This window comes from Apilactobacillus nanyangensis (assembly GCF_016861915.1).
Lineage (GTDB): Bacteria > Bacillota > Bacilli > Lactobacillales > Lactobacillaceae > Apilactobacillus > Apilactobacillus nanyangensis.
In genome coordinates, this window is record NZ_BOLX01000001.1 from 82,049 (window position 1) to 97,079 (window position 15,031).

Here is a 15,031-nt window from a genome sequence, read left to right on the forward strand (position 1 = left end):
TTTTGTCTAAATTTGGAGTTTTACTCCAGAAAATATTAGAAAAAATATCATCTAAATATTAAGGAGTTATTTATTTTTTTAAAATTTTATAAAATTGATGTTTTATCGAAGTATTCCCCGTGGTTATAGGGTATTATATTCGATGTATAAAAACGATTCTGTAGGTTTATTATTTAAAAATTAAAGGGGAGGTGCCTTTTCATTGAAGTATAATAAGAGAAAAATAAGAAAGCTTAACGACAAGAAAATTTTGAAAAAAGTAAAGAAAAACTGGGTCGTAGTATCCGTTTCTTCCTTTGCTCTTTTTGGTGCGGCTGGTCTTACTCTGATGACAACTCAAGTTAGTGCAAACGCTGATGAGACAATTAAAGGTCAAGCAGCGGCAGTTGTGGATCAAAGTAGTGATTCAAGTAACCAAACAAAGAGTCCAGTATTAACTAGTAAAACGAACACAATGTCTAATTCTCAAAGTAGTTCTACAACAAGTAGTTCATCTTCAAGTGCGTTGAATACTGCTAATAGCGTTAGTAGTGACAATGTACAATCAAATTTAGACACTAGTAACAATAATAGCCAAAGCAGTAACTCTAATAATTCACTAACAGGGGTTAGTCTATCTGAAGCGCAAGCAATCATTGATCAAATGGCTTCATCTGCACAAAGCAACATTGATAGTAATGCTGCCGTGTATCGTGCTAACTTGGCGCAAGGTCTAAGCTATCGTGATAACTTCGCTTCAACTTCACAATCGGTTTATTTTAATGATGTCAATGGTAATCAACCGCTAGGTGGTGGGGCATCACAAGCTTTTGTGGCGAACAACACTAATCCAAATAATTACCAAATTTTGAATTCAGCGACCCCAAATGCTAATGGTGTTAATCAATTAAATAATCCTAATAATATAACTACTCCCGGCACCACTTATGTTCTAACTGCCAACCAAACACCGGTTTTAAACTATTTAGGAACTCCTCAACTTACCGTTGAAATAAAGGGTACTAATTCCACCTTTCTTACTCCAGTTTCATTTGTTGATGGGAATGGAAGTCCGATTATAGGAACAGATGGTAACCCAGCAATGGGGATGGCAGTTTTAAACAGTTCTAATAATTCCTTGCAAAAGGTAACCAGTTTTTACAACATGAATGGTACTAACTATATTGCAAATGTCGGATCACAATTGAAAATGAATTCTAATTATAATTATGTTGTCACATTAGTACCTGCTGCAAAGCCAAAACCACTAAACTTTTATGATGCCAGCGGTAATGTAGTTGGAACAGGAACTGTTAACGTTAATAATGACGGAAGTATAACTAACACTTATAGCACAGGGAACCTACCTACCAAATACTATTACGTTCCTAATGCATCTAATCCAAGTATTACCAGTGATGCCAAAAAAAGTGGTCAGTATGCAGTTATCGTAAATAAGAAAACTGCAACACTTAACTTTGTTACTCCTAATAATCAAGTTTTATCTGATAGCAATAATAATCCAATTACTGGTACTGTATATTTAAATGCTGATGGGACGACCACGTTGGGTGATACAACTAACTTAAATTCAACCGGATATCATCTTTCATATAATTCATCAGCTCAGTCTAGCGCTACAGGTGTCTACACTATTAATGTTTTGAAAAATGCTAGAACATCGACTGTAACATTTACTAATAGAGGTTCTGTACTTCTAGATAGCAATGGTAAACCATATACTGGACAAGTAAATGTTAACGGTAATAATATTGCTCAGTTGGTTGACTATGGTAATTTGGGTAGCAGTAATTACCACATCAGTCCAAATGCTCAATTAGTTAAGGACACGAATGATGATAACTTTACCATGGAAGTATTGCCCAATAATCTTGTCAAGACTGCTAATGCGACCTTTGTTGATAAAAATGGCATCTCTCACGGAACTGGAACAATTGTGTTTGATAGTAATAATAATCCTAAGTTAGTTGATAATGGTAACTTAGATATTAATAACTACTATGTTGTTAATGGTTCCGTAGTGACTGTAAATGGTCAATACCAAGTAGTTGTTAACCCATACTCAATTACTAAAACCTTACCGGTATATTTTATCGATAGTAATGGCAGCAGTCATGGTAAAGGATCCATTGTTTTAAATTCTAATAACACACCAAGATTAGTAGATAATGGAACTTTTGATAGTAATAACTATTACATGACAACAGGTCAAATTATTAATAATAATGGTCAATATCAAATCAATGTTGCTCCAACCGTAAATGTTATCAATTATCCAATCCAATTTATTACTTCAAATGGTAGTCATGTAAGTGGACAAGGCCAAGTAGCTGTATTCAACGGTGATACTAATAATCCAGCTATTACTTCAATTACATCTTTGGATAATAATTATTATCTAAACAACCAAAATAGTACTGGCCATGTTTTGCCACAACTATGGAATGGAACTGCTTATGTTTACGTTCTTCCAAAACCAGAATTTGCTGATTCATTAGCATCCGAAAACAATTCATCAGCTGCATCATATATTCAAAGCTCTAAAGCGGCCGTTAACCAATCAATCGCTGATGCAATTAGTTCAGCATCCAGTCAAGCAAATTCAATCGCAAACAGTATTGCATCATTCAATTCTGCAATCGCTAGTGCCAACTACCAAAGATCACTAGCTGCAATTCAAAATCAATCATTACAAGCTGCACAACAGGCTGCGCAAGCTTCTCAAAAAGCTTCAAGCTATGCTCAATCATTGATTGCTTCTGCTAATAGTGCATTGCAAAGTTTGAGTAGTTCAGCTGCAATTGACAAAGCTAACGCAATTAACCAAACATTGACTTCTGTGCAATCATCAGCTCAATCAGTTCAAGACTCATTGAACACTCAAAATGAAAAACAATTAGCACAGTTGCAAACTCAATATAATAACAGTTTAGCTGCCGCATCTAGTCAGGCTGAAATTGATAAGAGTAGTGCTGTTCAATCAGCAACTGACTCGATGAATGCTGTTAATCATCAAAAGACACAAGAAATTAATTTACAAATTCAACAAAAAATTAACGAGCTAGTACAAAAGTCGATATCAGACTCACAAGCAGCACAAACACTTGCTGATTCATTAAGATCAAGTGCAATTGCTAGTGTGCAACAATCTGCTGCCGGAGTGATGACCCAACTAACTAGTCAAAACCAAAGTTTGACCAACAGTTTGAATTCAAGTTATCAAACAGCGATTCAAAATTTGAGTGATTCAGCTAATACTGCAATTAACAGTGCTGCAACATCAGCTGCCAACTCAGTGACTTCTTCTGCTCAAGGTGCATTAAACAGCACCGTTTCTTCATTGCAACAACAATATGCTCAAAGCAGTTCAGCACAACAAGCACAATATCAAGCAGCTTCTACTGCTGCTTCACAAGCAGCGCAAACTGCACTAAACAACGCTATTTCAAGTATCACCAGTTCAGCTAATGATACTTTTGCAAAACAAAGTGCAGATAACTCTTCAGCAATGCAAAACCTACTAAACAAGAGTGAAGCTGATTCCAAAGCAGCTTCACAACAAGCAGCACAAAACCTAACTGACGCATTGTCTGCAGCTAGTGTGGCTGCAAAACAAAATGCAGATAGTTTGGTTAAGTCAATTACTGATTCTAACAATGCTGCCATTGCTGCACTTCAACAAAAGAGTGAAGCTGATTCAAAAGCGGCTGCTGATAGTGCCGTTGCCGCAATCAACAGTGCGGTTCAATCTGCGATTGATGATGCTAACGCCAAATCAACTGCAACATCAATTGCCAACTCACAAGCAGTTGATCAATTGAAGGCTAAGTACGAATCAGACTCATTACAAGCATCCAACGATGCTCAAACCAAAATGAACAGTGCGGTTAAGTCCGCTCAGGATTCAGCGAGCTCTGTTGCTCAATCAGTAGCGCAACAAAATCAAAACACAATTAACAGTCTTCAAGCTAAGAGTGAACAAGATTCAATTAGTGCATCAAACAGTGCGCAAATTGCGATTTCACAAGCTGCTGATAATGCTAAATCACTTGCAGAAAGCAAGGCGGAAGATGAATCAAAAGCTGCTTCACAAGCTAATGCACAAAAGATTAACGATCTTCAAACTCAATTTAATAATAGTATGCAGGCTGCTCAAAATGATGCTCAAACGAAAATGAACAGTGCGGTTAAGTCCGTTCAAGACTCAGCTAGTTCAGTGGCTCAATCTGTTGCCAATGATAACGCGAGTGCAATTAGTAGTCTTCAAACTAAGAGCCAACAAGATTCAATTAGTGCATCAAACAGTGCGCAAGCCGCAATTGCCCAAGCTGTGCAACAAGCACAAAGTGATGCTCAAGCAAAGGCAGAGGCGGATTCTAAAGCTGTTTCTCTAGCTAACTCTCAAGCAATTTCTGATTTACAAAGTAAAGCACAAAATGATCTAAATAACGCTTCCCAACAAGCAAACAGTGCAACGAGAAGTGCTATTAAATCAGCTCAAGATTCAGCAAGTACTGAAGCACAACAACTATCTTTGGCTAACTCAAAAGCAATTGAAGATTTAACTAATAAATCAATTGCCGACTCTAAGGCTGCATTGCAAAAGGCACAAGAAGCCGTGGATTCTGCTGTGGCATCAGCAATTTCATCAGCTCAAGACTCCGCTAATTCAAAAATGGCATTATTGTCAGAGGAAAATAGTAAAGCAATTGATGCTATCAACGCTCAAAAGAGTAACGAATTAACTCAAGCTCAAAGTAGTGCCAATACGGCAATCAGCGATGCAGTATCAAAGGCATCAAGCGAAGCTTCCAGTCAAGCATCAACAGAATTCTCTGCTCAAAGTAGCGCTAACTCTGTGGCAATCGATGACTTGAACAAGAAGAAGGAACAAGACCTATCAAGTGCAGCTGACAGTGCTCAATCAGCAATTGCTAATGCGGTTAAATCAGCTCAAGCAATTGCATCACAACAAGCTGCTGAACAAATTAAAGCAATCGCAGACGAAAACGCTAGAGTAGTTAATTCATTGAGTCAAAAGGCTGCCGATGATTCTAGAGCAGCTGTTGATTTGATGAATTCCACAGTGAAAGCTGCGGTTGAAAAGGCAAAGAGTCAAGCTCAAGCAGCTGCGGATGCACAATCTACAGCTACATCAATTGCAAATTCAAAAGCAATTGATGATTTGATTGCCAAATCCCAAGCGGATTCTTCTGCTGCTTCTGTAAACGCAGAAAATGACAAGAACAGTGCCGTATCTGCTGCACAAAAAGTTCTAAATGATTCATACCAATCACAAATTAGCAGTTTGAATGCTGATTACGACAGAATTATTAATGAATTACGTAATCAAATTACTGTTGCTAATCAATCACTTGCTTACTTGCAATTAAGTGCTAGCGCCCAAAACAGTCTAAATTCATCCGCAATCAATAGTTTGTCATCTGCTAGTTATGCTTCTTCCATCCAAGCTAGCTATGATAGCTCAGTAGCCGCTAGCTCTTATAGTTCAGTGGTTGCATCATATGAAGCTGTAATTAATAGTTTACAAGCTGATAGAAATTCTGCATCTAACGAGGTAATTAAGTACCAAGATCAATTAAGCAGTATGCAAAATGATTTCAATGCAACAATCTCAGCAGCCCAGAGCGCTGCTCAAGAGGCGTCATTGCAATCATCAGCAGCCATTTCACAAGCAGCTTCTAAGGCTTCATCCATTGCTGCCGAACAATCAAAGAACTCATACGAACAAAGTGTTGCTGCTGAAGTAGCTAGAAGTTCAGCAATTGCTGAAAGAAAATCAATTGCCAACTCATACAGTGATTACATTAGTAACCTACAAAATGAATCACAAGCTAGTTCAGCCGCAGCGCAAGCTAAGATTGATAGTGCAACTTCACAAATGAATAGTTATTCAAACAAAATTAGTAGTTTAATGGCTGATAGTTCCGCTGCAGCACTTAAGAACATCTTAGCGATAACTGACGCTAACAATAAGGCAAATAGTATCGCTAGTTCTTATGCACAAGAATTAAGTGACTTGAATAGTAAATACCAAAAAGACTCAGAAAATGCAGCTAATAGCATTAGCGCACTTCAAAGTTACGCTAATAGTTTGGCCGCAGCCAACGCCATTTCAATTAGTTCATTGAACAGTTCATATGCTACTAAGCAAAATCAACTTGCTCAGTCATACGAATCTGCACAGGCAGACGCGGTTCAAAAGGCAGTCAATGATGCAAATAGTTTAGCAGCTCAACAATCACAAGCTGTTTCACTTGCTAATTCACAAGCACTAGATGCGGCACGTAGTAAAGCAATCACGGATAGCCAAAATGCGTCCTCATCAGCTCAAGCCGCAATTCAAAAAGCAGTCGACGATGCGATTGCTCAAGCCCAATCAGTAGCTGCGGCTCAATCAGATGCAACATCAACTGCGAACTCACAAGCATTATCTGCTGCCATTTCAAAGGCTAACGCAGATAGTTTACAGGCATCATCACTTGCTAAGTCCATTATGGATTCAGCAATCGCTTCTGCGCAAAAATCAGTTCAAGATTCAGCAAACTCAGTCTTTGCTAACCAATCATCAGCAAACTCACAATCATTGTCTGATGCCAAGTCAAAGGCCGATGCAGATAGTGTTTCTGCTTCTAGTTACGCTGATTCATTGATGAATCAGGCCATTGCATCAGCTCAATCAGCTGCTAAGATGGTAACAGATGCTCAAATCAAGGAAATTGAAGATTCCTATGCTAAGGTTCTAAGTGATCAAGCAGCTCAATATCAATCAAGTTTGGCAGCTGCAAGTGAAGCGGCTGATCAAGAACGAAGTAATGCTGTATCATCAGCTCAATCAGTTGCTAAGAGCATCGCTGAGGAACAATCAATCGCTGTTGCTGCCGCTAACTCACAAGCACTAGTGGATGCTCAACGTAAGGCCCAACAAGATAGTTTGATGGCAGATAGTCTATATAATATCAAACTAAGTGCCGCAAGTATTGCAGCTCAACAATCAATCACAGCTGCATTAGACAGTCAATCAGCTGCTAACTCACAAGCGTTGAGTTCAGCTCAACAAAAGGCATTGGATGATAGCTCAGCTGCATCAAGTCGTGCGGAATCAGTCAAGAATTCAGCATTGGATTCAGCAAGACAATCCGCTCAAGATTCAGCTAACTCTTTGATTGCTTCACTAAATAGTGCCAACCAAGCTGCAATTTCTGCTGCTCAACAAAAGGCCCAACAAGATAGTCTAGCAGCACTACAAAGTGCGCAAAGTGCAATTAATGCTGTTGAAGAAGCTCAAAGAAGCCTTGCTGCATCTCAAATTGCTTCATTACAAACTAAGTATGAAGAAGAATTGAATTCAGCAAGACAACAATCAACTGCTGACAGCATTGCAGCTCAACAAAAGGCTCAAAGCGATATTGCCGACGCAATCTCAGCTGCTAAGAGTTTGGCTGCTTCACAAGCCCAAGCAGATATTGATGCCATTAATTCAGCCAACTCCAAGGCTCAAGATGATGCTAAGACTAAATCTATTGCTGATAGTATGTCTGCAGCCAAGAGTGCTCAAGATGCAATTGAAGCTGCGAAGTCATTAGCTGAAAGTGTGGCAAATTCCAATATTGCCGCATTAAATTCAGCTAACGCTAAGGCATTAGATGATGCCAAGCAAAAGGCATACAACGATAGTGTCTACGCTTCAAACAATGCTGATTCAATCCGTAGTTCTGCGGTATCTGCCGCTAAATCTGCTGCGGAAAGTTTAGCTAGTTCACAATCAATAGCGACTTCAATCGCTAATTCAGAAGCACTATCAAGTGCTAATTCGAAGGCCAAAGCTGACAGTGAATCTGCTTCATCAATTGCTCAATCTGTAATGGATTCAACAATTAATTCAGCTTCAAGTCAGGCATCAAGTATTGCTAAGTCAATTGCTGATTCATACGCTGACTCATATGCTAAACAAGTTCAATCATTGAATGATCAAACAACAGCACAATCACTTGCTGCTAGCCAAGCAATTGAAGATGTGAGAAATGCTATGAACAGTTCTGCCCAAGCTCAATTGGACAGCTTAGCTCAATCAAATGCTTCAGCTGAAAAAGTAATTAAGGAAAAATATGATAGCTTAATTGCAGATGAACGTAGTAAGGCCAAATCAGAAGCTGATAGTGCTGCATCCAGTGCGGCAAGTGTTGCTAAGAGTATCGCTGATAATGACATGAGTTCTCAAAAGGCTGCCTTGGAAGAACAATACTTGGCATCATCAAATGCTGCTAATTCGACATTTGCTAGCCAAATGGCATCACTTAGTGCAGAAGTAGAGGGCAACAAGCAATCTGCTCTTGCTCAAGCTAGCTCACAAGCTGATAGCATGATGGCTGCTAAGAGTGCCGAATACGCTAGTGCGATTGCAGCACTAAGCGCTCAACGAGATGCAGAATTGAGCTCTCAAGCATCTGCTAACGCAGAAGCGATGAGAAGCGCTCAAAGCGTTGCTGCAAGTGAATCAGATGAACGTGCAAAGGCAATTAGGGATTCACTTACTGCAGATTATCAAAATGCAGTTAACATCATTAAGGCGCAACAAGAAGCAACTTCAATTGCGGCCATGAATAATGAACACTCCAAACTAAAGAGCCAAGCAGATTCACTACAAACACAATATGAAGCCAAATTAGCAGAATTGACTAAGTCATTCAATGATAAGAATGCTGCTGATGAAGCATTGATTAATCAACTAAAAGCACAAATCAATGATATCAAGGCAACTAACAGTAAGTATTACTCTACTAACGAACCTTCAAACGACTACATTGTCACATCACATAATGGTGTTTGGGTATATGGTAGTCAAAACTTCGCAAAACATGAACGTAAACGTTACATGTCTTACGGAACAGAATTTAAGGTTGAAAAGGTAGTGGAATACAACGGAATTACCAGACTATATGTAGGCAATGGTGAATACATTACTTCAAATAAGAAGTTAGTATCACTTAGAAATGATTTCGATAATGTTCCTAAGTATGTTTATGATCTTAACAAAGAAAGAAGACGTACTTCAGTTCACAAGGTGACGGGATACAGATACGTGGACGGTCATCTACAATTAAAGGTTCTCGGTAAATACGTAGACAATTCTGATTACACAGATGGTTATTATGCCGTTGAAAAGCAAAATAATAACCAATACTACCGTGTAATCAGACACAAGGGTATCATCATTTACAACAGCCCAGTATTTGCTAAGAAACATGCTATTGGACGAATTAGTGCTAATAGTAGAGTAAAAGTAGAACGAGTTGTACATTACAAGGGAATCACCAGACTATATATTGGTAATGGTAAGTACATTACTGCTAACAAGACCTGGATAAACAAAGAATAATAAAAAAGCTCCTATCAAATTGATAGGGGCTTTTTTATTTTATTTATATGGTTTCAAAGAATTGATTCCATTGTTTCATAACATTTTCGGCACTGAACTTATCAGACTTTTCAATCGCATGATTGCTAAATTGTTGATGTTTTTCATCATTGCCTAAAACGTCGATAACACGACTTGCGAATTTGCCTAAGTCACCAGATTCCACTAGGTATCCATTTTTATCATCATCGATGATTTCATTTGGACCATAGTTAACGTCGTATGCGACTTCAGGGATTCCATATTGTAGGCCTTCGATTAGAGCCATACTTAGGCCTTCACCTTTTGATGATTGAACTAGGACACGAGTTTTTTCTAGAACGTTTTGCTTATCTTTTCCGGCCTTGTAATCAATCATTGAGACACTGTCTTGGACGTTTAGTTGTTTGATGATTTCTTCTAGTTCATTCTTGAATTGAGCTGATTCGAAGTATCCCATCATGGTTAGATGAACATCAGGAATAGTTTGTTTAACAGCAGGGATGATTGAAATCAATTCAGCAACATTCTTATCCCTAAAGATACGTCCCATGTATGTGATTTCATGGTTAGTTACGTTTGCAACCGGCTTGTGTATTTCAAGGATGGCTGAATCAAAGATACTGTAGAAGTTCATCTTTGGATAACGTTTTTGCAAATCGTTACTTTGTGCTTGAGTAGGGGTGATGACACCTGCGTAACTGTTTTGATAATTATCAAATAATGGATTCAAATTATCGAATAACTTTGCATTTGGATTACCAGCTTGAGAAGCATCTTCGGTGTGTTCATTGTGCATGATTTGATACTTGTGTTTAGTATTATTAACGTTACCAACGGCAGCAGTTAATGAAGGACGGTCGTTGATAATCACTGTATCCTTATCGGAAATTTCGTTTAGGAAGAATGAGTACAATTCATCTTCAGTATTGAAACGATAAATATTTCCCTTGTAGTTTAATAGTTTAAACATGGTAGGGAGAACTTGATCGCCGATGTTCATATGGGTGATTTCCATGACCGGTTGACCAGCTTTGTTAAATACTAGTTCGTGTCCAATCTGGCCATCTGGATGCATGTAGATTTCCTTTGATTTAAAGCCACGATAGTCGAAGACATCACGACTTGCGACGTTGCCGAAATTATCGTAGTAATCAACATTACCGATTTCACCAACAGTAAGTGGGAAAATTGAAACTTTAGCAACGCGTTGACCTAACTTTTCGATGTATGATTTGTTATTATCTACACCGTCGATTTTGTATTCATGTTTGTCGACTAGGTTAGAATATCTTAGATATTCATGATGCTTTTTAGGACCCATTTCACCTTGGAAATAGTCATACATGTTGATGATGTCGTCATCATCGATACCGTATTTTTTGATTTCTTGGTGTAGTGATGGATTGAAGTTTCTGGTAACAATCTTGGCATCAACGTTATTTTGTTTGAACAGTTTGATTCGGTTCATGGCTGAAAATTCAGTTCCCGAATTGAATGTAAAAATGTTTTCATTCACGAATAAAAATTTCTTGCTCATGATTAGGCCTCCTCGTTGTGTTCCATATCACTTAGACCATTTGTAATATCGAAGTGGTATGTTTTTAGTTTGTCTTGCCAAGTCTTCTTAGCTGATTCAATTAATTGTTGCCAATCGTGCCAGACACTGTCTTCTGAGAAACGGTTTGATAATTCATAAGCTTGGTCTGACATCTTTTGTAGTAATTCGTCGTCGGTAAATAGTTTGACCATTCTCTCTGATAGGGCCTTGGTATCGTCATAATCCACGACATAGCCATTTTCGTTGTCGACGATTAATTCATTTGGACCGTAGTTAGTGTCAAAGGTAACACCAACATCACCTTGAGCTTGGGCTTCCATTAGGGCAAGATTGAAACCTTCCATGACAGAGGCTAGGGCGTATAGTTGGGCGTTTTTTTGCACACCTGCAACGTCATTGGTGTAGCTGTGTAGATGAACGGCATCCTTTAAATCATATTCGTCTAGTGACGCGTTAATGCGCTTCATTGCGATATCATCGTTGGAGTGGTCGACGTATCCATAGACGTCCATATTGATATCTGGAACTTCCTTTTTAGCCATGCCCATTGCATCGATAATCTTATTGATTTGTTTTTCAGGGGCTACTCTGGCGGTTACTACGATACTATGTTTCTTACGATCCTTCATTGGAACACGTTGACCCTTTAGGTCTTCATTCTTAATCACACCAACGGGGATGGTAAACATATCAACTGATGGATTGAAACGACGTTTAACGTCTCTAGTTTGCTTTTCAGTAGCAGAAACAATTGCGTCGTATCTGTTGGCATCAGTAAGTGAGTATTCGTAGTTGTTGTTCATGATTGAAGTATCTGGTTCTTGTGCATCACCGGCATGTGAGTTGTGAAGGTGCAAGACGGTGTAGGTAGGAGAACTCAATGTTTCCAGGATTTCTTCAAAGTAATCAGAACGATCCATTACGTATATGTTTGGATGATCCTTATCCATGAATTCAACGTTTACTTTTTCAAGGAATTCTTGAATTAGGCCAACGATATTATTGTGAGTACGAACGGTGCCGTTTTCATCGATGGTCTTAAATCCTGACTTTTCCATTTTACCTTGGGCGTTTAGTCTGAAGTAGTCCTCAATAGCAGGACGACCTTCAGGGGTGTACCAAGTTTCAGTCGCAATTTTGTTATCAGGAGTATACCATTGAGCCATTGATAAGAAACCACGGTAATCATAGAAATCAACGCGGTAAAGGTTGGCAAATCCATCGAATAGTTCAACAGATTTAACGATTGTATCGTTAGTAACTTCCTTATCAAATAGGTTGATACGAGCAACGATTTGATTCTTATTGTAGACAATTACACGGTTTTGATCTTTTTCATCTTCGTATCTTAAGTTAGCGACACCGAAGTTGATATCTTTTGGACGGATTGTCTTGTTTTGTACATTGGTAGCTTTTTGGAAATAATCGAAAATACTTAGAATGTATTTATCTGAGATTCCATTATTATTTAAATGAAAGTGTAATAGTGGATTCCATTCACGAAAGACCAATCGATAGTCTTCGCCGAATTTTTCGAATAGTTTTGCGCGTTTTAACTGGGCGTGTTCAATCCCGGAGTTTTTGGCATTAAAGCTAGAATTTAAGAAAAAATTCATATCGGATACTCCTTTTTATGTAATTACAATTATTATAACGCAGTGAGAGTTAAATTTGATTAAAGAAAATCTTAAGAAAGAATTTTCAATGTTTTTTTAACAAATGTCTAAATTAGTCTTACAATTGAAAGTGAAGTATTATTGGGAGGATAATTATGACAGAAAGACAATTAATTCAACAAATTCTAAACACCGTCGATGTGGAATACAACTTTGTAAATGTGGACTCAGATAATTCTGCATATGACATTAAGGCGTTTCAACAAAAGGAAGATCGCCGTCCACTAAAGAATGTAAATGATGAATTAAAGAAATACTTCAAAGAAGCTGGCTTTAATTACACCGAAAACATTGGTGACGATTTAGATTTAAAGATTAGCAAATAATACTAATAAAAAGACAAATAAAAAAGACTCAAGAATTATTCTTGAGTCTTTTCTTTTATAACATTGGTCCTTGATGGTTAATTTCATCTGGAGTCATGTCAGTTAGTTCGCAATCAATGCGATGTTGTTTTAAAACGCTTTGAGAGTCAACGTCAATTGGCTTGAATCCTTTGTTAACTAGACGTTTGATGTACATGGTGTTGTATCCTAGCCCCCAAATCACTGCTCCAATGAAGTAAGTGATGTTTGCTGCATTACTTGGATCAACGTTTAATACTAATTGTAAAATCATATGAGTAGCCATGTAGATACAAGCATCAACACCTAAGATGCAGGCGGTATTGTAGTAGTCAGAACGAAGAATTGAAGGAATCCAATGTAACAAGAATGATAGAATGGAAAATCCAAAACGACCAAACTTGATGCGATCGTCACGCTTAATCATAAAGACGAAGTTTTGCTTGAAATCTGGTGGTTTAGGGAAGTTATTCATTTGAATACCTACTTTCTATCGATTATTTTCTAGTGAATTTAACAACTGCTTCACAACGTGGTGTTTGTGGCATCATGTCGATTGGTTGAATATAGTCAACTTTGTATTTACGAGTTAGTTGAACTAAATCGGCAGCCATGGTTGAAGGGTTACATGATACATATACGAATTTTTCTGGCGCACTCTTTAAAATTGCGTCAATTAATTTATCGTCTAGTCCAGTACGTGGTGGATCAACGATGATAGCATCAGGCTTGAAACCTTCTTCTAACCATTCAGGAAGAAGATCCTCGGCTTTACCAACTTCGTAGTAAGCATTTCTGATTTTATTGATGATAGCATTGTGATTAGCATCTTCAACGGCTTCTGGAATAATATCCATTCCACGAATTTCTTCAGCATGCTTTGCAAGTGGTAAACCAATGGTACCAACACCTGAGTATGCATCGACGATTTTTTCATTTCCTGTAAGTTCAAGAGCTGAGATGGCAACTTCGTATAGACGAGGAAGCATGATTGAGTTTAATTGTAGGAAAGCGCGAGCTGATAGCTCGAAGCTTAGTCCCTTAATCTTTTCAACAATAGTATCTTTACCGGCTAAATGAACTGTCTTGTCACCCCAGATAAGAGGGGAGTCGCCAGGATTGATGTTTTGCATTACAGAAGTAACTTCAGGTAATTCCATCATAATCTTCTTTAGCATGAAGCCTTTTTTAACGAACTTAGGAGTGTTGGTAACGAAGACTACTTGAACATCATCAGTGTTCAATGCGGCACGGACAATCACTGTCTTAATGATTCCGGAATTGTTTGATTCATCGAAAACAGGAATTTCTAGTTCGTTAATAAATTCGATAATCTTTCTCATTACCTTCATGGTTGCAGGGTATTGAACCGAACATTCAGGAAGATCGACTAAGTCGTGAGTTCCTTCTTTGAACAATCCAGCAATTACCTTACCATCTTTCATTCTAACGGGGAATTGAGCCTTATTACGGTATTCGTAAGGGTCTTCCATTCCCATGGTAGAACGAACTTTGAAGTTCTTGTAACCTTGTGGTTGGAATTTTTCTAATGCTTGTTTAATTAGGTCGCGTTTGAAACGAAGTTGTGCAGGGTATGAAAGAGATTCAAGTTCGAATCCACCAACACTACCAGCATAACTATCGCGAGGTTCAACACGATCTTGAGATACACGGTTGATTTTGACAGCTTTTGCTTTGATGTAATTAGGGTACACCTTGGTTACTTCAGCGACGACTTTTTCATCGGTAAAAGCACCGGTTACAAACACAAGCTTGTGTTCATAAAAGCCAATTCCTTCACCATTAATGCCCATTCTTTTGATGGTCATTTTAAATTGTTGTCCAACTTCGACTTCGACGTCGTTGTAGTTGGATCGATTATTGCGATTTTGGTATGCCATTAAAAACGTCCTTTTCATTTATACATAATTAACCTACATTATATCATGGATAAAATGATTTTAAATTGAGGTACTCCTTTTTATTTAATTATTAATTGCAAATATTACCATAAAAGGTTATAAATATAGTT

6 protein-coding genes are annotated in these 15,031 nt (G+C 38.0%); 2 read left to right on the top strand and 4 right to left on the bottom strand.

The window, feature by feature from the left end; genetic code table 11:
* Positions 1 to 202 precede the first annotated feature (202 nt).
* Positions 203 to 9,400 carry a DUF5776 domain-containing protein gene (locus tag JUD45_RS00065; protein ID WP_203619414.1) on the top strand — a complete coding sequence of 3,066 codons (9,198 nt, stop codon included), beginning with the start codon at positions 203 to 205 and terminating at the stop codon, positions 9,398 to 9,400.
* Between the two features lie 43 nt (positions 9,401 to 9,443).
* Here the strand turns inward: JUD45_RS00065 and JUD45_RS00070 are convergent, their stop codons facing one another.
* Together JUD45_RS00070 and JUD45_RS00075 are read right to left on the bottom strand one after the other, a co-directional pair.
* Complete coding sequence (locus JUD45_RS00070) at positions 9,444 to 10,958, bottom strand: glycosyltransferase (protein ID WP_203619415.1); 1,515 nt, start codon at positions 10,956 to 10,958, stop codon at positions 9,444 to 9,446.
* A 2-nt stretch (positions 10,959 to 10,960) separates the two neighbouring features.
* The gene (locus tag JUD45_RS00075; RefSeq protein ID WP_138727069.1) at positions 10,961 to 12,595 is read right to left on the bottom strand and encodes a glycosyltransferase; all 1,635 of its coding nucleotides are present in this window, start codon (positions 12,593 to 12,595) and stop codon (positions 10,961 to 10,963) included.
* 155 nt (positions 12,596 to 12,750) lie between these two features.
* On the opposite strand from JUD45_RS00075, the gene JUD45_RS00080 reads away from it, so the two are divergent.
* Positions 12,751 to 12,981: a hypothetical protein gene (locus JUD45_RS00080; protein WP_138727068.1), complete on the top strand. Its 231-nt coding sequence runs from the start codon at positions 12,751 to 12,753 to the stop codon at positions 12,979 to 12,981.
* Between the two features lie 55 nt (positions 12,982 to 13,036).
* On the opposite strand, the gene JUD45_RS00085 is transcribed toward JUD45_RS00080, so the two are convergent.
* Positions 13,037 to 13,474: a hypothetical protein gene (locus tag JUD45_RS00085; RefSeq protein ID WP_187155681.1), complete on the bottom strand. Its 438-nt coding sequence runs from the start codon at positions 13,472 to 13,474 to the stop codon at positions 13,037 to 13,039.
* A gap of 22 nt (positions 13,475 to 13,496) precedes the next feature.
* The gene (gene rlmD, locus JUD45_RS00090; RefSeq protein ID WP_138727066.1) at positions 13,497 to 14,900 is read right to left on the bottom strand and encodes a 23S rRNA (uracil(1939)-C(5))-methyltransferase RlmD; all 1,404 of its coding nucleotides are present in this window, start codon (positions 14,898 to 14,900) and stop codon (positions 13,497 to 13,499) included.
* Positions 14,901 to 15,031 lie beyond the last annotated feature (131 nt).

Bases quoted from the DNA above. Each gene is read 5' to 3' on its own strand.
- JUD45_RS00070 (WP_203619415.1), bottom strand. From the start codon at position 10,958: ATGAGCAAGAAATTTTTATTCGTGAATGAAAACATTTTTACATTCAAT.
- JUD45_RS00075 (WP_138727069.1), bottom strand. From the start codon at position 12,595: ATGAATTTTTTCTTAAATTCTAGCTTTAATGCCAAAAACTCCGGGATT.
- JUD45_RS00080 (WP_138727068.1), top strand. From the start codon at position 12,751: ATGACAGAAAGACAATTAATTCAACAAATTCTAAACACCGTCGATGTG.
- rlmD (WP_138727066.1), bottom strand. From the start codon at position 14,900: ATGGCATACCAAAATCGCAATAATCGATCCAACTACAACGACGTCGAA.
- JUD45_RS00085 (WP_187155681.1), bottom strand. From the start codon at position 13,474: ATGAATAACTTCCCTAAACCACCAGATTTCAAGCAAAACTTCGTCTTT.